Origin of the sequence: Rhizobium sp. Root149 (genome assembly GCF_001427345.1) — a bacterium.
In the GTDB taxonomy this organism is placed as follows: Bacteria; Pseudomonadota; Alphaproteobacteria; order Rhizobiales; family Rhizobiaceae; genus Neorhizobium; species Neorhizobium rhizoryzae.
The window spans coordinates 478,723-501,590 of sequence record NZ_LMGD01000023.1; the positions used below are offsets into that span (position 1 = coordinate 478,723).

The 22,868-nt window shown below is 57.7% G+C and carries 19 protein-coding genes; 6 read left to right on the forward strand and 13 right to left on the reverse strand.

What is annotated here, in order from left to right; all coding sequences use genetic code 11:
* Window positions 1-39 precede the first annotated feature (39 nt).
* The 6 genes from glpD to ASD54_RS22085 form a co-directional block, all read right to left on the reverse strand.
* Complete coding sequence (gene glpD / locus ASD54_RS22060) at window positions 40-1,581, reverse strand: glycerol-3-phosphate dehydrogenase (protein WP_200958479.1); 1,542 nt, start codon at window positions 1,579-1,581, stop codon at window positions 40-42.
* Window positions 1,582-1,657: 76 nt separating this feature from the next.
* Window positions 1,658-2,422 (reverse strand): DeoR/GlpR family DNA-binding transcription regulator, encoded by a 765-nt coding sequence (locus tag ASD54_RS22065; protein WP_062556706.1) that lies wholly within the window; start codon window positions 2,420-2,422, stop codon window positions 1,658-1,660.
* Window positions 2,423-2,540: 118 nt separating this feature from the next.
* On the reverse strand, window positions 2,541-3,974 hold the full coding sequence (locus ASD54_RS22070) for an NAD(P)(+) transhydrogenase (Re/Si-specific) subunit beta (protein ID WP_062556707.1): 1,434 nt from the start codon (window positions 3,972-3,974) through the stop codon (window positions 2,541-2,543).
* Between the two features lie 16 nt (window positions 3,975-3,990).
* On the reverse strand, window positions 3,991-5,565 hold the full coding sequence (locus tag ASD54_RS22075; protein WP_062556708.1) for a Re/Si-specific NAD(P)(+) transhydrogenase subunit alpha: 1,575 nt from the start codon (window positions 5,563-5,565) through the stop codon (window positions 3,991-3,993).
* 216 nt (window positions 5,566-5,781) lie between these two features.
* On the reverse strand, window positions 5,782-7,230 hold the full coding sequence (locus tag ASD54_RS22080; protein ID WP_062556709.1) for an aldehyde dehydrogenase: 1,449 nt from the start codon (window positions 7,228-7,230) through the stop codon (window positions 5,782-5,784).
* A 43-nt stretch (window positions 7,231-7,273) separates the two neighbouring features.
* Window positions 7,274-8,779 carry an aldehyde dehydrogenase gene (locus ASD54_RS22085; RefSeq protein WP_062556710.1) on the reverse strand — a complete coding sequence of 502 codons (1,506 nt, stop codon included), beginning with the start codon at window positions 8,777-8,779 and terminating at the stop codon, window positions 7,274-7,276.
* Window positions 8,780-8,894: 115 nt separating this feature from the next.
* Between ASD54_RS22085 and ASD54_RS22090 the strand changes: the two genes are divergently transcribed.
* The gene (locus ASD54_RS22090; RefSeq protein WP_062556711.1) at window positions 8,895-9,770 is read left to right on the forward strand and encodes a helix-turn-helix domain-containing protein; all 876 of its coding nucleotides are present in this window, start codon (window positions 8,895-8,897) and stop codon (window positions 9,768-9,770) included.
* Between the two features lie 3 nt (window positions 9,771-9,773).
* On the opposite strand, the gene ASD54_RS22095 is transcribed toward ASD54_RS22090, so the two are convergent.
* The 4 genes from ASD54_RS22095 to ASD54_RS22110 are packed head-to-tail and all read right to left on the reverse strand — an operon-like array spanning window position 9,774 to window position 13,674.
* Entirely contained in the window at window positions 9,774-10,694 is a 921-nt protein-coding gene (locus tag ASD54_RS22095; RefSeq protein ID WP_062556712.1) for an ROK family protein, read from the reverse strand.
* The gene (gene nagA, locus ASD54_RS22100; protein WP_062556713.1) at window positions 10,691-11,875 is read right to left on the reverse strand and encodes an N-acetylglucosamine-6-phosphate deacetylase; all 1,185 of its coding nucleotides are present in this window, start codon (window positions 11,873-11,875) and stop codon (window positions 10,691-10,693) included. The genes ASD54_RS22095 and nagA overlap by 4 nt, the downstream gene beginning before the upstream one ends.
* On the reverse strand, window positions 11,872-12,894 hold the full coding sequence (locus tag ASD54_RS22105) for an SIS domain-containing protein (RefSeq protein ID WP_062556714.1): 1,023 nt from the start codon (window positions 12,892-12,894) through the stop codon (window positions 11,872-11,874). Before ASD54_RS22105 ends, nagA begins: the two co-directional genes overlap by 4 nt.
* A 27-nt stretch (window positions 12,895-12,921) precedes the next feature.
* Window positions 12,922-13,674, reverse strand: coding sequence for a GntR family transcriptional regulator (locus ASD54_RS22110; RefSeq protein WP_062556715.1), 753 nt, complete (start codon window positions 13,672-13,674; stop codon window positions 12,922-12,924).
* A 430-nt stretch (window positions 13,675-14,104) separates the two neighbouring features.
* Between ASD54_RS22110 and ASD54_RS22115 the strand changes: the two genes are divergently transcribed.
* The 5 genes from ASD54_RS22115 (at window position 14,105) to ugpC (ending at window position 19,516) form a co-directional block, all read left to right on the forward strand.
* Window positions 14,105-15,283 carry a Gfo/Idh/MocA family oxidoreductase gene (locus ASD54_RS22115; RefSeq protein ID WP_062556716.1) on the forward strand — a complete coding sequence of 393 codons (1,179 nt, stop codon included), beginning with the start codon at window positions 14,105-14,107 and terminating at the stop codon, window positions 15,281-15,283.
* Window positions 15,284-15,294: 11 nt separating this feature from the next.
* The gene (locus tag ASD54_RS22120; RefSeq protein ID WP_062556917.1) at window positions 15,295-16,179 is read left to right on the forward strand and encodes a sugar ABC transporter permease; all 885 of its coding nucleotides are present in this window, start codon (window positions 15,295-15,297) and stop codon (window positions 16,177-16,179) included.
* Complete coding sequence (locus ASD54_RS22125; RefSeq protein ID WP_062556717.1) at window positions 16,176-17,036, forward strand: carbohydrate ABC transporter permease; 861 nt, start codon at window positions 16,176-16,178, stop codon at window positions 17,034-17,036. The genes ASD54_RS22120 and ASD54_RS22125 overlap by 4 nt, the downstream gene beginning before the upstream one ends.
* 62 nt (window positions 17,037-17,098) lie before the next feature.
* A complete protein-coding gene (locus ASD54_RS22130; RefSeq protein ID WP_156379344.1) occupies window positions 17,099-18,295 on the forward strand; it encodes an extracellular solute-binding protein in 1,197 nt (398 codons plus the stop codon).
* A gap of 96 nt (window positions 18,296-18,391) precedes the next feature.
* Window positions 18,392-19,516 carry a sn-glycerol-3-phosphate ABC transporter ATP-binding protein UgpC gene (gene ugpC, locus ASD54_RS22135; RefSeq protein ID WP_062556719.1) on the forward strand — a complete coding sequence of 375 codons (1,125 nt, stop codon included), beginning with the start codon at window positions 18,392-18,394 and terminating at the stop codon, window positions 19,514-19,516.
* A gap of 81 nt (window positions 19,517-19,597) precedes the next feature.
* Here the strand turns inward: ugpC and ASD54_RS22140 are convergent, their stop codons facing one another.
* The 3 genes from ASD54_RS22140 to ASD54_RS22150 all read right to left on the reverse strand — a co-directional run bounded on the left by ASD54_RS22140 (window position 19,598) and on the right by ASD54_RS22150 (window position 22,847).
* Window positions 19,598-19,870 carry a hypothetical protein gene (locus ASD54_RS22140; protein ID WP_062556720.1) on the reverse strand — a complete coding sequence of 91 codons (273 nt, stop codon included), beginning with the start codon at window positions 19,868-19,870 and terminating at the stop codon, window positions 19,598-19,600.
* Between the two features lie 399 nt (window positions 19,871-20,269).
* The gene (locus tag ASD54_RS22145; RefSeq protein ID WP_062556721.1) at window positions 20,270-21,376 is read right to left on the reverse strand and encodes a D-TA family PLP-dependent enzyme; all 1,107 of its coding nucleotides are present in this window, start codon (window positions 21,374-21,376) and stop codon (window positions 20,270-20,272) included.
* A gap of 1 nt (window position 21,377) precedes the next feature.
* A complete protein-coding gene (locus tag ASD54_RS22150) occupies window positions 21,378-22,847 on the reverse strand; it encodes a M81 family metallopeptidase (protein WP_062556722.1) in 1,470 nt (489 codons plus the stop codon).
* Window positions 22,848-22,868: the final 21 nt, after the last annotated feature.

Genomic DNA, 22,868 nt, shown 5'->3' on the forward strand with positions numbered 1-22,868 from the left:
TGATTGATATGCAAGCCACCCAATACGAGGATGGCGGTATTATTGAAGTCTGCCGCATTTTTCGATCATGTAGGCCTCAAGGTCGGCAACCTGTTCCGGCGTCAGGAAAAGGCCCTGCTTCGTGCGCCGCCACAGAACGTCTTCCGCGGTTCGCGCCCATTCCTTTTCGATGAGCCAACGTACTTCGCATTCATAGAGCGAACCGCCGAAATGGCGGCCAAGATCAGCCGGCACACCGGCAAGACCAACAATATTGCCTGCATCGGTGCCGTAGCATCGAACCAGACGTTCCGCATGGATCTTCTCCAGGAACGGAAAGCGGGAGCGAAGCTGCCGAACCTGCGCTTCGTATCCATCGACCGGAAAATCAGCGCCGGGAAGCCTGCTGCCCGCGGTCCAGGCTGGCCCCTTCAGTCCGATCTTCTCACCGATCTTTTCCAGTGCATGTTCGGCCAGACGTCGATAGGTCGTTAGCTTGCCGCCGAAGACGTTAAGCAGCGGAGCATCTGTACCTTCGCCCTCGATTTTCAGCACGTAATCGCGTGTTGCCTCCTGCGCCTTCGATGCGCCATCGTCGAACAGCGGGCGAACAGCAGAATAGCTCCAGACAATATCCGATGGGCGGACCGGCTCGGCAAAATACTCGCTGGCCGCATTGCAAAGATACGTTATTTCTTCCGCACTGATACGAACGTCCTTCGGATCTTCCTTGTAGTCGCGATCTGTCGTGCCGATCAGCGTGAACTCGCCCTCGTAAGGGATCGCGAAGAAGATGCGGTTATCCGGATTCTGGAAGAAGTAGGCACGAGGATGGTTGAATTTCTTGCGAACGATGATGTGGGAACCCTGCACAAGGCGAACATTGTGCGCATTGTTTTTGCCCATCACACCGTTCAGAACCTGATCGACCCATGGCCCCGCAGCGTTGACCAACATGCGCGCCTGGATGGATGAGGTCTCGCCGGTTTCGGCATGTCGCAGCGCAACATTCCAGATGCCGCCGTCGCGGCGCGCCGAAACCACCTTCGCACGGTTGAAGATGCGGGCGCCACGATTGGCGGCGTCGCGGGCGTTCAGCACCACCATGCGGGCATCATCGACCCAGCCATCGGAATACTCGAAAGCGCGTCCAAAAATCGGCTTCAGCGCCTTGCCAGCCTCATCCTTCTTCAGGTCCAGCGTCTTCGTTGCAGGCAGGAGCTTTCGACCACCAAGGTGATCATACAGGAAAAGACCGAGCCGGATGAGCCAGGCCGGACGCACGCCGCCCTTCTGATAGGGCAGCACGAAACGCAAGGGCCAGATGACGTGCGGCGCCATGGCCCACAAGACTTCCCGCTCCATCAGAGCTTCGCGCACGAGACGAAATTCATAATGTTCGAGGTAACGCAGACCGCCGTGAATGAGCTTGGTTGCGCCAGAGGAAGTGCCGGACGCGAAGTCATTCATCTCGGCAAGTCCAACGGAATAGCCGCGTCCGGCCGCGTCGCGTGCGATGCCGCAGCCGTTAATGCCGCCACCGATGACGAAAAGATCCAGAACTTCGCTCACAACCCGTCTCCAAGATTTGTGTTCGCACATGCGAAAACATCAATATTAAAATCGCATCCAAAACGAATGTCAAACGAAGATTAAGCGAACTAGTTCCGAAAGTTCCTTATCCTGTGGTTTCAATGAGCCGAACGTCGCTTTCCAGGCAGATTGTACGGATTCTCTCCAACGGGCATTGATCCGTTATGAACGTGTGAACCTGCGAAAGATGCCCTATACGCACCGGCGCTGTCCGCTCGAACTTCGTTGCATCTGATACCAGGATCACATGACGTGCATTGGCAATGATGGCCTGAGCAACTTTCACTTCGCGAAAATCGAAATCAAGAAGTGCGCCATCTTCATCGATTGCAGACACGCCGATGACAGCGAAATCCACCTTGAATTGGCGAATGAAGTCAACCGCGGCCTCGCCCACAATGCCTCCGTCAGAGCCGCGAACGACGCCGCCTGCAATGACTACCTCGATCTGCGGAAAAATCCGCAAGCGATTGGCGACATTGATGTTATTCGTAATGACCATGAGGCCGTTGCGTTCGGTGAGCGCCTCGCCCACAGCCTCGGTGGTAGTGCCGATATTGATGAACAGGGACGAATTGTCCGGAATGAGGGCGGCGGCAGCGCGTCCGATATCCTGCTTTGCTCCTGATGCGATTGCCCTTCGGGCTTCGTATTCGACGTTTTCGTTGCCGCTCGGAAAAATGGCGCCGCCGTGGACCCGTGTGAGCGCGCGAGCATCGCACAGATCGTTCAAATCCTTGCGAATGGTTTGAGGCGTGACCGAGAAACGCGCTGCGAGATCCTCCACGGAAACACGGCCTGCCGTTCTAGCCAATGCTATGATCTCTTCCTGTCGGGGGGTGAGCAGCATTTTCGCTTCGCTTTCCTTTGTTTCATCTAGATGGAAAGCGAAGATTTATGACAAGTCAAGCGAAAGAGGCGGAGCTATTGCCAGCTCCGCCTCCCAATTTGCGCATGGTGGATGGATCTTATTTGATCATCGGCAGCAGTTCGTTCACCGACTTCTTCGCATCACCGTAGAACATGCGGGTGTTCTCCTTGAAGAACAGCGGGTTCTCGATGCCGGAATAGCCGGTGCCCTGACCGCGCTTGGACACGAAGACCTGCTTGGCTTTCCACACCTCCAGAACAGGCATTCCGGCGATGGGCGAATTCGGGTCTTCCTGGGCCGCAGGATTGACGATGTCGTTCGAACCAATGACGATGACGACGTCTGTGTTCGGGAAATCGTCGTTGATCTCGTCCATTTCCAGCACGATATCATAAGGCACCTTCGCCTCAGCCAGCAGCACGTTCATATGCCCCGGCAGACGGCCTGCAACGGGATGGATTGCGAAGCGTACTTCCTTGCCTGCCGCACGCAGCTTGCGGGTCAATTCGGAAACCGCACCCTGTGCTTGGGCAACCGCCATGCCATAACCCGGAACAATGATGACGCTATCGGCATCGTTCAGCGCGTTGGCCACGCCTTCCGCATCAATGGCAATCTGCTCGCCGCTGATTTCCATGGCAGGGCCAGTCGTTCCGCCGAAACCACCAAGGATGACCGATACAAACGAACGGTTCATGGCCTTGCACATGATGTAGGAGAGGATGGCACCGGACGAACCGACGAGTGCGCCGACAACGATCAGCAGATCGTTGGAAAGCGAGAAGCCGATGGCCGCTGCCGCCCAGCCGGAATAGCTGTTGAGCATGGATACGACAACCGGCATATCGGCGCCGCCAATTCCCATGATGAGATGATAGCCGATGAAAAAGGCCAGAAGCGTCATCAGAAGCAGTGTCCAGATGCCCGCCCCGCCGACATAGAGAAACAGCAGGATGACAGACAGGATTGCAGCGCTTGCATTGAGCAGGTGACCGCCGGGAAGCTTGGTCGCCTTGCCATCCACTTTGCCCGCCAGCTTGCCGAAGGCGATGACCGAACCAGTGAAAGTGACCGCACCGATAAACACGCCGAGGAAGACTTCGACCTTCAGGATGACCTGCTCGACATGCGTTTTATGGGCAAGAATTGCGGCAAAGCCTTCCAGCGAATGGCGCGCCGTCTCGTCCATGGCCAGAACACGGCCAAGTTCGATATGCGCATTGAAGCCGATGAACACAGCCGCAAGACCGACCAGCGAGTGCATGGCCGCGACAAGCTGCGGCATTTCCGTCATCTGTACGCGTTGCGCCACGACCCAGCCAATGGCGCCGCCCGCGGCAATCATGACCAGCGACAGGAACCAGTTGCCAGCGCCTGGGCCATAAAGCGTGGCCAGAACGGCAAGCCCCATGCCGACAATGCCATACCAGACCGCGCGCTTGGCGCTTTCCTGGCCGGATAACCCGCCCAGGGACTGAATGAAGAGAACCGCCGCAACGACATAGGCGGCTGTTGTAAATCCGTATTCCATGTGGCTCCCCCTGCCCTCAAGACTTCTGGAACATGGCGAGCATGCGCCGGGTGACCATGAAGCCACCGAAGATGTTGATCCCCGCCATGAAGACGGAGAGTGCGGCCAGGATAATCACCAGAATGCTGCCCGAACCGATCTGCATCAGTGCGCCCAGGATGATGATCGATGAAATCGCGTTCGTGACCGCCATGAGCGGGGTATGCAGGGAATGCGACACATTCCAGATGACCTGGAAGCCGACATAGCAGGACAGCACAAAAACGATGAAGTGGCTCATGAAGCTGGCAGGCGCATAGAGCCCGGCCAGCAAAATGAGCGCACCGCTGACGGCAAGCAGGGTGAACTGGTTACGGGTCTGGGCCTTGAAAGCTGCAGCTTCCGCCGCACGCTTTTCCTCAGGCGTCAGTTCTTTCACCTTTTCCTTCGGCTTGGCCGCGGCAATCGCCTGGATCTTCGGCGGCGGTGGCGGATAGGTGATGGCACCCTCCTTCGTCACCGTTGCACCGCGGATCACGTCATCGTCCATGTTGTGGACGGGCACACCATCCTTCGCGGGCGTCAGATCCGTCATCATGTGGCGGATGTTCGTCGCATACAGCGTAGAAGCCTGCGTTGCCATGCGGCTGGGGAAATCCGTGTAGCCGATGACGGTCACGCCATTTGAAGACACGATCTTCTGGTCAGCCACAGTCAGATCGCAGTTGCCGCCGCGCTCTGCGGCTAGGTCCACGATCACCGAGCCCGGCTTCATGGCCGCGACCATGTCCTCCAGCCAAAGCTTTGGCGCATCACGACCCGGAATAAGGGCGGTCGTAATGACGATATCGATGTCGGGCGCCAGTTCGCGGAACTTCTTGAGCTGCGCCTCGCGAAATTCTGGCGAGGACGGTGCGGCATAGCCGCCCGTTGCGGCGCCATCCTGGGCAGGACCGGCGAAATCGAGGAAGACGAAATTTGCGCCCATGGATTCGATCTGCTCGGCCACTTCCGGACGAACGTCGAAGGCATAGGTGATCGCGCCGAGCGAGACTGAGGTGCCAACAGCAGCAAGACCTGCAACGCCCGCACCGATCACCAGCACCTTGGCGGGCGGGATCTTGCCTGCCGCCGTAACCTGACCAGTGAAGAAGCGGCCGAAATTGTTACCGGCCTCGATCACCGCGCGGTAACCGGCAATGTTTGCCATGGAGGACAGGGCATCCATCTTCTGTGCGCGGGAAATGCGCGGCACCATGTCCATGGCAATGACGTTCGCGCCCTTGGCATTGGCAGCCTCGAGAAGCTCCTTGTTCTGGGCGGGATAGAAGAACGAGATCAGCGTTTTGCCAGGCCCCAGAAGCTCCACTTCGGATTGCTCCGGCGGACGCACCTTGGCAATGAAATCCGCCGAGCCATAGAGAGCGGCGGCGCTCTCCAATACTGTCACCCCTGCCTTCGTATAGGCTTCGTCGGAAAAGCCGGCGGCTTTACCCGCGCCCGTCTCGATGAGGCATTCATATCCCAGCTTCTGAAGCTGAAGGGCGCTGTCAGGTGTCATTGCGACCCTGGCTTCGCCCGGAAAAATTTCTTTCGGAGAACCGATTTTCATCTCTATATCCCGCTCCCAGGTATCCGGCATAATCATGCCTGGATAAGTGCGTCTGCTATCAATCCCCGCGCAGACTTTAACCGACCGTAAATTCCGGTCGAGAGATAGGCGTACACGTCACCAGCACCGCTGACTAGTCTGAGAAACGCCTCAGCGGTACGCCAAAGACCGATCGGTGCGATTTTCCACCGATCGGTAATTTAGTGTGATTTTTGATTAGAATGGGTAGTGCTGGTTCGGATCCTCAATGGTCACCCAGCGCAAGTCTGTGAACTCGGCAATGGCAGCCTTGCCACCGAAACGCCCATAGCCGGAGCTTTTCACGCCGCCGAATGGCATCTGGGCTTCGTCTGCCACCGTTGGACCGTTGATATGGCAGATACCCGCTTCCAGGCGAGAGGCCAGTTCCATCGCCCGCTTGATGTCGCGGCTGAAGATGGCCGAGGAGAGCCCGTATTCCGTTTCGTTGGCGATACGGATGGCTTCCTCTTCGCTGCTCACGCGAATCACGGGCTTCACCGGGCCGAAGCTCTCTTCATCGAAGGAGCGCATGCCGTCTTTCACATGGTCCAGCAGTGTTGCGGAAACCACGCTGCCCTCGATCTTGCCGCCTGCCGCGAGTGTTGCACCCTTTTCGACAGCGTCATCGATGAAGGCTTGCATCTTTTTGGCAGCATCCGGGTTGACCAGCGACCCCAGCACAACATGACCGCGCGGATCACCCGCTGGAAGCTGCGATGCGCGGGCGGAAAGCTTGGCGACGAATTCATCCGCCACCTTTTCATGTACGATCAGCCGCTCGGTCGACATGCAGATCTGGCCCATATTCATATAGCAGCCAAATACGGCGGCGTTGACGGCTGCATCGATATCCGCGTCTTCCAGAACGATCATCGGCGCTTTGCCGCCAAGCTCCAGCAGTGCTGGTTTCAGATGACGACCGCACAGCTCGCCAATAATCCGCCCAACCTTGGTCGAGCCCGTGAAGTTGACGCGACGGACCTCCGGTGCCGAAATCAACGCCTCGACGACCTGAGCCGCATCTTCCGGTGCGTTGGTAATGACGTTGACAACACCATCAGGAAGACCTGCTTCGACCAAGACCTCACCGATCAAGACATGCATGCCGGGGCAGGCTTCCGAGGCCTTCAGAATAACAGTGTTGCCGCAGGCGATGGCCATGGCGACGGCACGGGTTCCCAGAATGACCGGCGCATTCCAGGGCGCGATGCCCACGCAAACGCCTGCAGCCTGACGCAGGGCCATAGATATGGTGCCGGGCTTGTTGGAGGGAATGACCTCGCCCTGGATCTGTGTGGTCATGCTGGCAGCTTCCCGCAGGATCCCCGCCGCAAGCATGGTGTTGAAGCCGCCCCAGCCCGCAGTGCCGCCAGTTTCCGTAATCATCAGTTCAATGAAACGGGGCGCCTTGCTCTCCATGATATCGGCAGCCTTCAGAAGAAGCGCGCGGCGCTCGCCCGGGCCCGTGCGCGACCACGCCGGGAAAGCAGCCTGCGCGGCAGCGATGGCGGCCTTTACATCATCCAGACCGGATGCCGGAGCGCTGCTCGCTACTTGTCCGGTGAAGGGGTCAATACGGTCGAAACTCTTCCCGGATATCGCTCCTACCTTCTTGCCGCCGATAATCTGTTGAATTGCGTGCATGATCTTTCCTCCTGCGTTTGGGCTTTCGCCCGATGACTGTTTCTCAAAGGGGATAGTGTGCCGGCGTCTGATTGACGGTGATCCAGCGGAGTTCCGTGAATTCATCAACGGCACTTTTCCCGCCGATGCGGCCATAGCCGGAGCCGCGCATGCCGCCGAAAGGCATTGCAGGATCATCGGCAACAGTAGCCGAGTTGATGTGCAGAATTCCGGTTTCCACTTGCATTGCGACCCGCATGGCGCGCTTGATGTCGCGACTGAACACGGAACCCGACAATCCGTATTCGCAGTCATTGGCGACACTTACGGCCTCGTCAGCGTCTGCAACGCGGATGATCGAGACAAGCGGACCGAAGCTTTCTTCTCGGTAAAGCCGCATCGAACTGTCGACGTGGTCAATTACCGTCGCGTCCATCAGGGAGCCGTAAGCCAAGCCGCCGCATCGGATCTTTGCTCCCCGTGCGCGGGCATCTTCAACAAGGGCGTTCAATCGAACCCCCGCTTCGGCTGAAATCAGAGAGCCCAATGCCATGTGATCCATCACGGGATCACCAGCCCGCAAGCGTTCTGCACGCTCCGTCAGACGTTCAACAAGCTCATCCGCGACCGTATCCTCGACAATGATCCGCTCGGTCGACATGCAGATCTGTCCTTGGTTAAAGAAGGCGCCAAAGCTTGCTGCCTTCGCAGCTTCTTCCAGGTCCGCATCCGCAAGGACGATCAAGGGAGCCTTGCCACCCAGTTCCAACAGGCAGCGCTTCAAGTATCTGGCCGCGATCTGCGCGATCGTCCGCCCCACGCGTGTGGAGCCCGTGAAATTGATACGGCGGACGACAGGATGCGCAATCAGGCTTTCCACGACGCGGGCTGCCTCGTCAGGTGAATTCGACAGAATGTTGAGAACGCCATCCGGCAGACCCGCGTCCTGCATGATGCTGCCCAGCATGCGCTGCGTCGCCGGGCAAAGTTCTGAACTTTTGAAGATAACAGTGTTACCCCATGCCAGCGCATAGGCAAAAGAACGCACTGCCAGCAGGATCGGGGCATTCCACGCTGCCATCGCGAGGCAAACGCCAGCCGGCTGCCGGATACTGAAGGACGTCTCAGCGCCTCGGGAGAGAAGCTGAAGATCAGGATCAACCTCTCCGGCCAGTTCCGCAGCCTCATGAAGAACTCTGGTAGCAAGCTCGACATTGAATTCGCACCACTGGCGGGTGGCACCTGTCTCCGCCATCATGACCTGCGCCAGCGGATCCGTCGATCTCACAAGTCGCTCGGCTGCGGCCAGCAGAATGTCGCGTCGTTGTGATGACGCGGTCCGGGACCAATCCCCGAAGGCTCTTGCCGCAGCAACTGCCGCCGCTTCGACATCGTCAGGCGTGGCAGACGCCGCGGCAGTGACGGGGGCGGCAGATAACGGACCCGAGCGAAGGAAACAGGCATCAGGAGATATCTGCGGCGACTTGCCACCAATCAGCAGCGGCGCGACGAAACGAACCGCCTCAGCAGCGTTTTGCGGCTCCCCGACAGTGCTCTGATACTCGGCCATTGCCGCCTCCTCCCAAAGGCTCACATCACATTACGGGGAATATTCGGTGACTGAATACCAATTTCCGGTCAGTTCTTGTATATTTCTGGCGAATACGCATCTCCCGGGAGAAAAAATGGATATGGGTCAGGTCACGGTCGATGTTCTGATGCCGGCACTTTCCAACCGCGTCGTGATTGTGAACCGCCAGGACCGGTCAGATCAGGTGGCTTTAGTGCTGCTTCAAACCGGCTCCGTCAGAAGACAGGAGCTGGATGAAGACGAGGAAATTGTTGCGCCTGCTCTTTGGATATATTCTGCAGGCCGTGGAGCGCGCCTGGCTCTGGTCGCCGGAAGCCGCGCCTTCGTTCTGAAAATTCCGTCGTCGCTGGCCGTTGACATTTTTCCGACTGATCCGGAAGGGCTCGCCTGTCGGGCCTGCCTCGAAAAGTCGATGCAACTTCCCCTCTCGACACAGGCCGCTGAAAACCTGTCGCGTCGCTGCCAGGAACTCTCGCAGGAACTGGGCAGGGAGATGGGAGGATCGTGGCTCATGATCTCTGCGCTTCTACAACTGATCGTCGTTACCATCTGGCGCGAAGTCGGCGGCGACCTGAACGGGATCCAGCAGACCGGCGTTGTGGCATTGCTTCAGCGATTTCGAAATCTTGTCGAACAGGAGTTCCGTCACCAGAGGCCAGTCAGTTTCTATGCTGGCCAATTGGGTGTATCGCCGGACAGGCTGCACGCGATCTGCACACGTGAGCTCCGCCGCTCCCCGCTGGCCTTGATCCATGAACGACTGTTTCAGGAGGCACGCATCAGGCTGGAACGATCAAACGCCTCGGTGCAAAGCATTTCCGCGACGCTGAACTTCAAGGATCCTGCGCATTTCAGCAGGTTCTTTAAAAACAGTTGCGGCCAGTCGCCATCAGCCTTCAGAGATGCAGCGAGGGCCGCCGACCGCATGCAATCAGCCGCAGCCAGTCTGGAATATCACGATTGGCCGTAACGCCTATGTTGCCAGCGCCCTGACAGAATTCAAGCCAAGAATTGCTGCACCAATCAGGCCCGGTTCGATCTTACATTGTGCGGGAACGACAAGCGGACGCTGAAACTTTCGCAAGATGCGGGCGCGGACGGCGCGATCAATAGCTTCGATCAAGGCGATCGAATTCGACAGACCGCCGCCTACCGGGATGATTGTCGTGCCGGTGACATTGGCGACAAGCGCCAGCGGCCCTGCCAGCACATCGAGGTAAACATCGATCGTGCGGGAGGCGCGCACCTGCTGCGCTTGCCAATTCGCGACAATGCTCTCGCTGGACAGGTCTTCATCATGCAGATGCCTGTGCAGTTTTTCCATGCCGCGCGCACTGCAAATCGCATCGATACAGCCGCTGAGCCCACAACCGCAGGCAAATCGGGGCAGATGAACGGGAGGGTTGCCTGCGTCCGTTGCCGCCACAGGTCCGTGGCCCCATTCGCCAGCAAAGCCACCTTCGCGGTTGATCAGCTGTCCATCAATAACCAGCCCACCACCCACGCCGGTGCCGAGAATGACGCCAAAAACCACGCGGTGACCCTTGCCGGCTCCAATGCCCGCTTCCGCCAGCACGAAACAATCCGCATCATTGGCAACAAGAACCGGCAAGCCGAGTGCGGCTTCCAGATCCTGTCCCAGGCGGCGTCCGTGAATACAAGGCACGTTGGCAACCACTGCTCGCCCAGTTTCCGGGTCAATGATGCCCGCAATGGAGAGCGCAACGCACTCAGGCTGTTCGTCGCTGAGGGCGATGACGGACTTGAGAACGGCTACGAAGGCATCAAAATCATGGATGGGCGTCGCCTGCCTTGGCACGGGCCGAATATCCTCCGCAGAGAAGGCAAGCGCGCCCTTGATTGCCGTCCCTCCGATATCGAAACAGACAATCATGGAGCCACCACTTCGATTGCATTCGCGCCGCCAGAGACGAGAGACCCGTCGATCCACGTCGAGTGCCAACCCAGGTCACGATCCAGAATGACAAAATCCGCGTCAAAACCCGGCCGCAGCTGTCCCTTGTTGATGAGCCCCAAGGCTTCTGCCGGATAACGGGCCGCCATGCGCAATGCCTCAACAAGCGGCAGGCCAAGCGTGAGATGCGTATAACGGACACAGGAAAGCATATCGATATCCGCTCCTGCCAGCGTGCCATCCGCCAGTGTCAGGCGTCCACCATTGCGATAGATCCGGCGCCCATTGAGTTCAAATCCATCATCATCGGTGCCGATGGTCGACATGGAATCGGTGACGAGAAAGATGTGAGACGGCCCGCCCTTGCCGCGAATAGCGACCCGCATCGAGACCGGGTCGACATGAAATCCGTCGGCAATCAGGCCACAGGACAAACGCCCATCGTCCAGAGCGATACCGACAAGTCCTGGCTCACGATTTCCCATCTGGCTCATGGCGTTGAACAGATGGGTAACCATCGACGCCCCGGCCTCGACATAAGGGGCAATCGCATGCGCCTGTGCATCTGTGTGGCCCAGGCTGACGATGTAGCCGGCCTGCACCAATGAGCGGACCTGGTCGCTGGTGACGCTCTCGGGCGCAATGGTTGTGATCGCCTGTCCGAAAGCGCCACGGGCTTCGACCAGTACGGACAGATCATCCGGCTGCATGGGGCGGATCAGCGCCGGATCATGGGTGCCCTTTCTGGCGTGTGAGAGATGTGGCCCTTCAAGATGAAGGCCGAGATAACCCGGCACCTGCTGTTCGAACGCAGCCTTTCCAGCCGTCAAAGCCTGATCGCGAACTTCAGGCGTGTCGGTGATCAGGGTGACCATGACCGAGGTTGTGCCATAGGCGGCGTGAGCCTTGCAGATGGTCTCGATACCGGCCACGTCCGGTTGATTGTTGAAAAGCACGCCGCCGCCGCCATTGACCTGAAGATCGACAAATCCCGGTGCCAGCAGGCGATCTCCCGCCTGACGCAAAACGAAGCCATCCGGCACATCCGATTGCGGCACGATGTCATTCACGGTTCCGCCCTCGATCAGCAAGGCATGATCGTGAAAGAGAGCTTCACCATCGAAAATACGCTGGCAGGCGACGGCAAGCGACTGTTTCATCGGGTTTCCGTCACCTTCTGAAGGGCCGCGGGCTTATCCGGGTTGAAGCCGCGCTGGCGGGATAGCTGCTCAACCATGCCGTAATACGGTATAATGAGGCACAAGGCATCCGTCAGGTGATTACCCGTGGTTACGAAAGGCAATTGTTCCGCACCGCTTGCAAGACGTGTGGTAACGAAGGTCTTCGCATTCTTGGCAACCAGCTTGGACGCCGTTTCCGCAATCGATGCTTCGGCAGCGTCGCGCGCGGCAAAAGCGATCACAGGAAATGCAGGCGCGACCAGCGACACCGGTCCGTGCAGAACTTCCGCAGACGAATAGGCTTCTGCATGCAATTCGCACGTTTCCTTGCATTTCAACGCCGCTTCAGAGGCGATGGCAAGCGAGGGGCCGCGACCCAGCATATAGAGGGACTCAGCCGATGCGAGAGGATCGAGAATCGCGCTCCAATCCAGTTTCAACGCAGCCTCGAAATGCGCTGGAAGAGCCGTCACCGCGTCGATAAGTGCGGCATCGTTCTTCCAGTGGGCGATGATTGCAAGACCGGCCACGATGGAGTTGACGAAGGATTTCGTCGCGGCCACGGCAAGCTCCGGCCCCGCCGCGATATCGACAGCGACCGTCGCCGCCTGGCTGAGTGGGGATGGCACCGTATTGGCCAAGGCAATCGTCAATGCGCCACCTTCAACCGCCGTCTTCGTCAAGGCCACGATATCCGGACTTGCGCCCGACTGTGACACGGCAATTGCGGCGCCACGCGACAGCTTCAAAGGTGACTGGTAAATGGAGGCCAGTGATGGGCCAACGGAGGCAACCGGGATACCGAGTTCCAACTCGATCGCATATTTCAGAAAGTGGGCTGCATGGTCGGATGAACCGCGGGCAATGGTGACAACCACCGCAGGATCGCGCACCCTCAGTGCTTTACCAGCATCTGCCAGAACAGCAGCCTGTTCACTCAGCAGCCGTGCGGCTACAGCCGGGATCTGATCGATCTCCTGTCGCATAATCGATGTCATGTTTGGCCTTTCAATTCCTGCGCGCCTTCAGGCGCCGATCGTAAGTTCTGCGACGAGATCGTAAGCGTCGCTGCGATAAAGGGCGGTCGAGACTTCCATCACCCGACCTGAATCAAGATAGGCTATACGCTGAACGCTGAGTGCTGCCGAACCGGTAGGTACGCCCAGCAATTCCGTCTCCTCTTCCTTCAGAAGTACCGCGGAAATACGCTGGTTTGCCCGAACCGGCTGGATGCGGCGCCCGGACAGTGCCTGGTATAGCGAGTTTTCGACGGCATCCGGATCCGGGAGAATATCGTCCGGAAGACTTGTGCGCTCCAGAGCAATCGGCATCTCGTTGGCCGTACGCAGGCGCACCAGGCGCGCAACACGGGCGTTACCACTTAGTCCGAGCGTCATGGTCTCCTCCGGAGTCGGATGAAACAGACCTCGATCCAGCCAGCGCGAACCCGCTGTCATGCCTCGCCTGCGCATGTCTTCCGAGAATGACGTCAGTCGCGTCAGCGATTGCTGCATGCGAGGAACCGGCTTGCTGACGAAGGTGCCAGAGCCACGTCTGCGCACGAGAAGCCCCTGATCAACGAGATCGTCGATGGCCTTGCGCACAGTGACACGTGAAATCGCCGCTGCATCCGCGATATCACGCTCGGCCGGCAAGGCATCGCCATGCTTCAAACGACCATCCTTCATGGCCTGTTCGATCATATTCTTGAGCTTGACGTAGAGCGGCCCGCCGCTTGCTGCCTGCAATTGCTCAAGAGGCAAAGCCACCTCGTTCAAAAACCCCTCCTGGTGCGGCGCGCAAGAGCGAGAGCCTGCGACCGCGTTAGATGCGCCACGAAAATCGGGTGGACAATACCAATCAAATTCCAAATAGGCAATTGGTTCTATCTGCAGCAAAGAGAGAAACTGGAGTCGCGATCCTATCACCCTCTTTTTAAATGATTTTTTCTACATCAACTGCAAAATTTCTTAAACAGCAAAGATTCATCTAGACGATTGGACTGTTTTTGGTATTAAATGTTAACAAAAACTTGGATGAGCGGAACAGTTGTCGGAGAACCGGGCGGGCGATCCTCAAGAAACATCGCAACAGGTGAATTCTGAAAATGAATTTCATGGAAGCGATATTTCTCGGATTTTCGGTTGACGAAATCGCTTCCGTAAAACAATCTGTGAAAAATAATTACGCAGTGGGGAATTGACCATCATGAAGGTCGCAATCATCGGGCTGGGCTTCCGCCTCGGATATCTTGGCCAGGTTTTCAAGCAGATGGACCCGGATTTCGAAATCGTCGGCTATGTGGATCCGGCGCCTGCCGGCATGGAACGTCTTAACGAAGCTGGTATTTCGCCTGGTCGGTCCTATGAAACGCCGCAGCAATTGATTGAGAGCGAAACTTTCGATCTCCTGATGATCGGTTCTCCAAACCATTTGCACCTCGAACACATCCGCATCGGACTCGAAGCAGGCCTTACGGTCTTTACCGAAAAGCCGATCGTCGTTTCGATCGAAGAGAGCTATGCTTTGGCCGCGCTTCTGCAAAAGCACGGCCACGACCGCCTGCTGGTTGGTCTCGTTCTGCGATACTCGCCGCTCTATAAGGATCTGAGGCAGGCGCAGGCGGACGGTCTGCTGGGCGATGTTGTGTCCATCGAGGCGTCCGAGCACATTGCGCCCTATCACGGTGCCTTCTTCATGCGCGACTGGCGACGCTACAGCCGTTACGCCGGCAGCTTCATGCTCGAAAAGTGCTGCCATGACCTCGATCTGTACAACGGCGTCGTTGGCGCGCGGCCTCGTTTCGTGGCAAGCTTCGGCGGCCGCAAGAGCTTTACGCCGGAGAATGCTCCAGAAAACACCGGCGTCAACGATTTGCATGTCTATCACCGCAAGCCGAGCGGCTGGCTGGGTTCCGACAAGGTCTTCGACAGCGACGGCGATATCATCGATTACCAGACCGCGATCGTCGAATACGAGAACGGCGCTTCGATGACGTTCCATACGAATCTCAACGTGCCGGATGAATTCCGCCGTTTCTGCGTGATCGGCTCGAAGGGCATGGCCGAAGGTGATTTCGTTCGCGGCTTCATGGATGTGCATGACGCGCATTCGAGCGAGAAGCGTGTTGCGAACCGCTACCAGGCGCCCTCGCTGACCTCCCATCACTACGGCGCGGATGAGCAGATGGCGGCCGATGTGTTCGCGCATATCACCAAAGGCACGCCGCTTCCCGTTTCAGCTCTGGATGCGATCGAGGCGGGCATTCTTGCGCTGGCCATGGATGAAGCGCGCAACGGACGCAAGGTCGTGGACCTTGCACCCGTATGGCGTCAGTATGACGCTTGCCTGCATGGCTCAGGATCAGCCCAGGCAAAGTCTGCGTGATGGGGGTCGCCATGGATGCCCGCAAAAGCGCCGTCATCTTTGCCTGGCTGCTGCTCGCTCCGGCACTGCTCTACGTCCTGACCATCGTCGCCTATCCGCTCGTAGACACGTTCATCCTGTCCTTCACGGATGCATCGCTAAAGCGGACGACCGAATGGGTTGGCTGGGCGAATTATGAGAAGATATTCAACGCGAGTTTCGCTGAAGTCATCATCCGCACCTTCGTCTGGACCTTCTTCTCTGTCGCGATCAAGATGATCATCGGCACCTTCGGCGCAACAATGCTGAACGCTGCCGTGCCCGGCCGCGCGCTGTTTCGCGTTTTGACCATGCCGCCTTGGATCGTGCCGATGGCAATCGGCATTTTCATGTGGGGCTGGATGTATAACGGCCAGTTCGGCATGATTTCCGGCATGCTGCAGCGTGCCGGCTTGACGGATGGCCCCATTGCCTTCCTGGCGCAGGGTTCGACAGCTTTCTGGGCAACGATCATTACCGACGTGTGGATCGGTGTGCCGATGGTCACCCTCTATATGCTGGCCGCCATGCAGGCGATCCCGCAGGATCTTTACGAAGCAGCATGGACGGATGGCGCGGGACGTTTCTACCGCTTCCGCCGCATCACCCTGCCGCTCCTGGTGCCATCGATGATTACCATGTCGATGCTGTCCCTGATCGCCACGTTCAACTCGTTCGACATCATCTGGATCCTGACCCAGGGTGGGCCGAACGGCGAAACGACGACCATGATCATCGACACCTACCGGACCGCAATCGGCTCCAAGAAATATGGCGAAGGCGCTGCACGCGCGGTTCTGATCTGCATCTTCCTGTCGATCTTCTGCCTTTGCTACTTCCGCGTCACCAGCCGTCTCGCATCAGGAGAGAAGCAATGAGAGAGCCTCCTCAGCTTATCAACCGCTATCGCTGGTATGAGATCGTTGGCATCTATTGCGGCATCGGTGTGTTTCTCACCTTCGTGCTCGCTCCCTTCGTCGAGGGGTTCCTTGTCTCGTTGAAGCCCTTGAGCCAGTTGTTCTCCTCGCCTTACCGCTTCATTCCGGAGAACGGCTCCTTCCGCGCCTATGTCACCATGTGGGAGAGCGTGCCCGGCTTTGGCCGCTACATCTTCAACTCGTTCTTCATCTCCACAATCGTTACCGCGGTCGTGCTTTGCATGGTCGTGCCCGCGGCCTATGCCTTCGCACGGTTCGAGTTCAAGGGGCGCGGCACGCTTCTGGGCGCCTTCCTCGCCGTCAATATGTTCTCCGGCGCGGTGCTTCTCATTCCACTGTTTCGCCTGATGCGCACGCTCGGGGTTCTGAACACCTATTTCGCCATGATCGTTCCGGGCGTTGCCTTTCTGATCCCCTCGGCGATCTGGCTTCTGCGAACCTATATGATGCGTATTCCCAAAGAGTTGGATGAAGCCGCCTATGTTGATGGTGCGAGCCATTTCTACACGCTGCGCCGTGTAATCCTGCCGATTGCCATGCCCGGCATCACGGTCGTCGCGATCACCACCTTCATCGGCTCCTATGCGCAGCAGTTCATCTTCGCCCTGACGTTCAACGCCAAGAGCGAATACATGCCTCTTCCGGTCGGGCTTTACGCCTATTTCGGCCGTCAGGAAGTGATCTGGAACGAGTTGATGGCCGCGAGCTTCGTTGGCATCGCGCCTGCCATGATCGTGATCTTCTTCCTGCAACGCTATCTCGTCAGCGGCCTGACCGCAGGCGCGGTGAAACAATAAAACAACCACCAGAGAATGGGAGACTAACCGTGAGCATAACAGTAAAGACTGGGCTTTACGCAATGGCGCTGGCCGCTTCTACAGCGCTTGGCACGCTTGCCGCACAGGCCGCCGACAAGGAAATTTCCTGGATCTATTGCGGCGACAAGATCGACCCGATCCATGAAAAATACATCAAGGAATGGGAAGGCAAGAACGCAGGCTGGAAGATCAAGGCTGAAGTCGTCGGCTGGGCGCAGTGCCAGGACAAGGCCACCACGCTTGCAGCAGCCGGCACGCCGGTTGGCATGGCCTATGTCGGTTCGCGCACTCTGAAGGAATTCGCCGAGAACGACCTCATCGTTCCGGTTCCGATGACGGACGCCGAAAAGAAGAGCTATTACCCCAACATCGTTGACACCGTTACCTTCGACAACAACCAGTGGGGCGTACCGATCGCCTTCTCGACCAAGGCGCTTTACTGGAACAAGGACCTGTTCAAAAAGGCTGGCCTTGACCCTGAAACGCCGCCGAAGACCTGGGCTGAAGAGATCGCTTTCGCCAAGCAGATCAAGGAAAAGACAGGCATTGCCGGTTACGGCCTGCCAGCCAAGACCTTCGACAACACGATGCACCAGTTCATGCACTGGGTTTATACCAACAACGGCAAAATGCTCGACGGCGACAAGGTCGTTGCCAACAGCCCGGAAGTTCTGGCCGCCCTGCAGGCCTATAAGGACATCACGCCCTACTCCGTTGAAGGTGCAACCGCTTACGAGCAGAACGAAATTCGCGCCATCTTCCTGGATGGCAAGGTCGGCATGATACAGGCCGGTTCGGGCGCCGCATCGCGTCTCAAGAAGACCACCATCAACTGGGGTATTTCCACTCTTCCATCTGGCCCATCCGCCAAGGGTCCAGGCACGCTCCTGATCACCGATAGCCTTGCCATCTTCAAGGGCACCGGCGTCGAAGAAAAGGCGACCGAATTTGCCAAATTCATCACCTCCCCCGGCCCGCAGGGTGAGTACGAACTTCAGGGCGATGCCGGTCTGACGCCACTTCGTCCTTCCCCGAAAGTGGATGAATTCGTTCAGAAGGACCCCTTCTGGAAGCCACTCATCGAGGGCATCAATTACGGCGGCCCGGAGCCACTCTTCAAGGATTACAAGGGCTTCCAGAACGTTGTGATCGAGATGGTGCAGTCGGTGGTCACCGGCAAGGCTGAGCCTGCCGCAGCTCTGAAAAAGGCGGCTGCCGACATGGAGCAGTACAAGTAACAACCGGGTTCAGGGCGCGGTCAACTTTTTCGCCGCGCCCAGCCACCCTTCCTCTTTCCGCTAAAGCCGCTCGTTCCGGCGAACGGAGAATATGTTTTGGGACAGCTCTATCTCGACAAAGTACAGAAGTTCTACGGAGACTTCGAAGTACTGAAAAGCATTGGCCTTGAGGTGAAGGATGGCGAATTCGTCGTCTTCGTCGGGCCGTCCGGCTGTGGAAAGTCCACGCTGCTTCGCATGATTGCTGGTCTGGATTCCACCAGCGCGGGCGACATCGTCATCGATGGCGTGCGCGTTAATGACAAGCCGCCGGTCCAGCGCGGAATTGCCATGGTTTTTCAGTCCTACGCGCTCTATCCACATATGACCGTTTTTGAAAACATCGCATTTCCTCTGCGCGTCGAAAAACTGCCGGAGGAAAAGATTCGCGAGAAAGTGGGAGCGGTCGCGAAGATCCTTCAACTCGACAAGCGGCTGCAGCAAAAGCCGGGCATGCTTTCCGGCGGCCAGCGCCAGCGCGTCGCAATCGGGCGAGCGATCGTTCGCGAGCCAAAGATCTTCCTGTTCGATGAGCCGCTTTCAAACCTTGACGCGGCCCTGCGTGCAGACATGCGCATCGAGCTGTCGAAACTGCATCGCGACCTCAAGGCGACCATGATCTACGTGACGCATGATCAGGTGGAAGCCATGACAATGGCTGACCGGATCGTTGTTCTCAATGCCGGGGATATCGCTCAGGTCGGCGCACCGCTGGAGCTTTATCACAAGCCGCAAAATCTGTTCGTGGCGGGCTTCATCGGCAATCCGAAGATGAACTTCCTGCCTGTTACCTGCGAAGCGGTTGACGCTGGCGGGATTACCGTATCGTTCGAAGGTCAACGTATTGCGGTGCCCGTAACCCCGCGTGACGGTATTGTTGGCAAGACGCTGACCCTCGGCATCCGCCCCGAGCATATCAGCCTCATCTCCGGGGATCTGCGCATTACGGTCACCCCATCTGTGATTGAAAGGCTTGGCGTCAACACGGTAGCCTACGCATCATTGTCCAGCGGTGAAGGCTTCTGTTCGCTTCTGCCGGGCTCGGCCCCGATCAGGGTGGATGAACCCATGCCAGCTGGTATTCGCGCCGCCGATTGCCATCTGTTCGACGCAGACGGCATTGCGTTCGAGCGTCATGTTGATTGGCAAAAGCTTGAAATGCCGGAAGTTACTGCTGCCTGATACACGCGTTCGCGTCTTCCCCCAACCGTTGACGCTGCTTCAGGCACCGGCGCCCGCCTCCCTCGCGGGCGCCGCTTATTATTATGCCAGGATCATGTTGGTTTCAGTCAGCACCGCAAGCATGCACAGAACCGGAATGCCTGCGGCGAGTTCATGCGCCATATGGCAAACCTCCCTGCGAAGGTCTTCGGACGCCACGTACCCGGTCAAAACGATATGTTGGCCATCCTGCGCAATTTCCACCTCTTCGAACTGACCTGACAGGGCGTAGCGCAATTCCGCCGCCAGAGAATGCAACTTCCAGCAGGAAGTTGAAAAGAATGAAGGGACCGACAGAGAGGAAGACAGGAACATGGCGCATTTACCTCACGCTTACACATGTTCCAAACGCGAAGAAAACGTTCCTGTTCCGAAATATTCATGTGCCGTTCAGGATTCAATCGATAAAGGCAGATCGTCCGCTCACGTAATTTCAGCTTGCAATTCGATCGATGCGGAACCGATCCGATACATATTCTGTTTTGGACCGGTATTCGTGACGTTCCCTAAAATCAGACAACAGAAAACCGCCCCAGCAATGTCGGAGCGCGGTGAGATGAGGACAAGATGGCCGCTTTTCGCGTAGAGAAATCCAACTGGAAGATTTCTGTAATCAACTTTGCCTGGATGGCATTTGTATTGGGCGTTGCTGCCATTTCTGTGATGAGCACCCAGGTCTGACGAGGAGTGGCCGTCTTTCGACGGCCTGTTCCTTTACCAGACGAGCCCGCGCGCTGCGACGGCCTCAACGCGTGTAACAACACCCTCTCGATGAAATGTCATCGTGTCGAACAGGTTCGAGACGACACAGGTGTGATTGGGCACAATCCTTATGCGCTCGCCAATATCCGGGCGAATTCCGTCGACGCGAGACAGATCGACCGTCGCATGCTCTTCTGACAAGCCAACGATCCTGGCATCCGGATATTCCAGAATAAGCCCGTAATCGCCAAAGCCCAGCAGATCAGATGTCAGCGCCTTCGACCCTGCATCGAGTATGGCCCTCTCCGGCGTTGGTCGAGAAACGACCGTCGCGAGAATATGCATCGCACAATTTTCCAAAGCGCAATGCCCCGCCCGAACCATGGATCGATCATTATAGATGTAGGTCCCGGCGCGGTGTTCGGTTGCTGTGGGAACCAGATGGGCGTTAAAAAGGCTGGGTGTACCGCCATTCGAACGGATCACGCAGTCAATACCGTCGACCGCAAGGTAAGCCATGGTTGCGATGAAGAAGTGCTCGACCGCCTCTTCCGTGTTCGCCTTCGGATAGGTCATGAGTCCGCCGAACTTCAGGCTTCGGCTCGCGACGATCCCCCGCGCCAGAGCAGCGGCTTCGTCCGGTGTCTGGACGCCGCAGCGCCCGCCGCCAGTATCGCATTCTACCAGTACGGTCAGCGGCTTACGTCCTGTAAAGCAAGCGGCAAGACCGGTGACGGTAACGATACTGTCCGCGACGACCTTCAAATCCGAGATGCGTTCATTCAGCGCTGCAAGCCGCGCCAGTTTCTGCTCACCCAGAATATTGAAGGCAATCAGGATATCTTCAAATCCGGCATCGGCAAAAACTTCTGCCTCCGTAATCTTCTGGCAGTTGATGCCTCTGGCGCCTGCCTTCACCTGCTGGTGCGCAAGACTCGGAATCTTGTGGGTCTTGATATGGGGTCGAAAGGCAAGACCATGTGAATCCATGTAGGATTGAACACGCTCGATATTCGATGCCAGTACATCCTCATCAATGACCGGCAGCGGGGTAGAGAGCGTTGAGAGCAGATCGCCCGGCCTTGGAGGTTGAGCGGACGAATGCTTTGCGAAATCCATGTCAGGCAGCCTCTATTGAATGCGGATTGGCCATGATCGGCCAGATATCGCGTCGCGCGCGGCGATAGGGATTCGTCGCGGGATTGTTCGGATAGGGCGTCCCGGCAGAGCAGTAAAGAATCTCGGAGGCAATCTTTGAGAAAGCCGCATAGAAATGGTTCGTCGATTTGATAACCAGTATATGCTTCGTTAACGGATCCACGCCGAGCGCCGTGAAAAGAGACGGGTCATAGCTCTGCACACGAACCGAACTCAGGATGATGTCAATTCCGTTCAGCCGGATATGCGCCGCATCTCCGAAGGGCGCTATGCTATCCCCAAACCTCATTTCGGCATTCGGCTGAAGTTTGACCACCGTGACCAATCCGTCAATCGGATTGCCGGTGCCCGGAGCAGACTTCGCACCGAACCGAAGCGGGATCTCAGCCCCCTCACCTGCCGCCATGCAGATCTGGACCGCGATCGGATCCCAGATCATGCCCACGGCCACGTTCGTGACACCTTGTGAAAGAAGTTCGGCCAGAACAACGGTCGCGTCACCTGCCGTGCCGCCGCCCGGATTATCCCACATATCGGCAATCACCACGGGACCGACCGCGCTGGCCCGCGCTTTTGCAACCGCCTCTTTCTCATCGATCCAAGGCATCATGAACGTTCCGCGCCTGGAAAACAGTTCAAGGCCCAGCTTGTGTGCCAGCGCCTCGCCCTTTTCCCGCTTGCCGTTGGTGACTGCTATCATCTTCGTCCCCATTTCCGGCACATCGCCCGCCATGAAGCCGTGAATGACCGAGAGTGAAAGCACGTCTACATCGCTTTGCTCTATCTCCGTCAACCTGTCGACGAAAGATCGCATCGGCTCGCGTGAGGTGGGGAATACGTCGATCATCCGGCAATCGAACACGGACATGACCGGACTGACGCGCCCCTCAAGCGTATCGATGGCTATCCGCCAGAGGTCTTCGGCACGCTCGACGAAATCCGTGTGGGGAAACTCCTTGAAGACGACGAAAAAATTGGCCGCCGCACAGCGCTTTTCCGTCAGGTGACTATGCGGATCAAGTTCGGCACAAAGGAGAACGTCCGGCCCGACCATCTGCCGGATGCGTGAAAGCAGATCTCCTTCCGGATCGAGATAGCCATCAGCGACCATGGCGCCGTGCAGGCCGAGTACCACCGCGTCTACCGGCATTGCATCACGCAATTGATCCAGGATTTCATCGCGCAGACTTTCAAAGGCACGCCGATTGATAAGACCTGCCGGATCTGCCCAGGCGGCGGTTCCCTCGATCAGCGTCCAACCTTTCTGCGCGCAAACCTTGCGGCCAACGGTAATCGGTGCCGTGCAGAGCGTGGGCGTAACCGGATGCTGCCCCGGAGGCGCATACAAGGATTCCTCGAAGGCACGTCGATCGATGCAGATCGGGGCGAATGTATTGGTTTCCGTTGCCAGAGCGGCGGTAAAGATGCGCACAGTGGTCTCTGCTCTCGTTCA

What these genes read in the sequence shown, in the direction of transcription:
- ASD54_RS22130 (WP_156379344.1), top strand. Translation starts at nt 17,099, where the DNA reads ATGGCGCTGGCCGCTTCTACAGCGCTTGGCACGCTTGCCGCACAGGCC.
- ASD54_RS22145 (WP_062556721.1), bottom strand. Translation starts at nt 21,376, where the DNA reads ATGGATTTCGCAAAGCATTCGTCCGCTCAACCTCCAAGGCCGGGCGAT.
- glpD (WP_200958479.1), bottom strand. Translation starts at nt 1,581, where the DNA reads ATGTGCGAACACAAATCTTGGAGACGGGTTGTGAGCGAAGTTCTGGAT.
- ASD54_RS22095 (WP_062556712.1), bottom strand. Translation starts at nt 10,694, where the DNA reads ATGATTGTCTGTTTCGATATCGGAGGGACGGCAATCAAGGGCGCGCTT.
- ASD54_RS22105 (WP_062556714.1), bottom strand. Translation starts at nt 12,894, where the DNA reads ATGACATCGATTATGCGACAGGAGATCGATCAGATCCCGGCTGTAGCC.
- ASD54_RS22125 (WP_062556717.1), top strand. Translation starts at nt 16,176, where the DNA reads ATGAGAGAGCCTCCTCAGCTTATCAACCGCTATCGCTGGTATGAGATC.
- ASD54_RS22065 (WP_062556706.1), bottom strand. Translation starts at nt 2,422, where the DNA reads ATGCTGCTCACCCCCCGACAGGAAGAGATCATAGCATTGGCTAGAACG.
- ASD54_RS22075 (WP_062556708.1), bottom strand. Translation starts at nt 5,565, where the DNA reads ATGAAAATCGGTTCTCCGAAAGAAATTTTTCCGGGCGAAGCCAGGGTC.
- nagA (WP_062556713.1), bottom strand. Translation starts at nt 11,875, where the DNA reads ATGAAACAGTCGCTTGCCGTCGCCTGCCAGCGTATTTTCGATGGTGAA.
- ASD54_RS22120 (WP_062556917.1), top strand. Translation starts at nt 15,295, where the DNA reads ATGGATGCCCGCAAAAGCGCCGTCATCTTTGCCTGGCTGCTGCTCGCT.
- ASD54_RS22070 (WP_062556707.1), bottom strand. Translation starts at nt 3,974, where the DNA reads ATGGAATACGGATTTACAACAGCCGCCTATGTCGTTGCGGCGGTTCTC.
- ASD54_RS22085 (WP_062556710.1), bottom strand. Translation starts at nt 8,779, where the DNA reads ATGGCCGAGTATCAGAGCACTGTCGGGGAGCCGCAAAACGCTGCTGAG.
- ASD54_RS22090 (WP_062556711.1), top strand. Translation starts at nt 8,895, where the DNA reads ATGGATATGGGTCAGGTCACGGTCGATGTTCTGATGCCGGCACTTTCC.
- ASD54_RS22115 (WP_062556716.1), top strand. Translation starts at nt 14,105, where the DNA reads ATGAAGGTCGCAATCATCGGGCTGGGCTTCCGCCTCGGATATCTTGGC.
- ASD54_RS22080 (WP_062556709.1), bottom strand. Translation starts at nt 7,230, where the DNA reads ATGCACGCAATTCAACAGATTATCGGCGGCAAGAAGGTAGGAGCGATA.
- ASD54_RS22140 (WP_062556720.1), bottom strand. Translation starts at nt 19,870, where the DNA reads ATGTTCCTGTCTTCCTCTCTGTCGGTCCCTTCATTCTTTTCAACTTCC.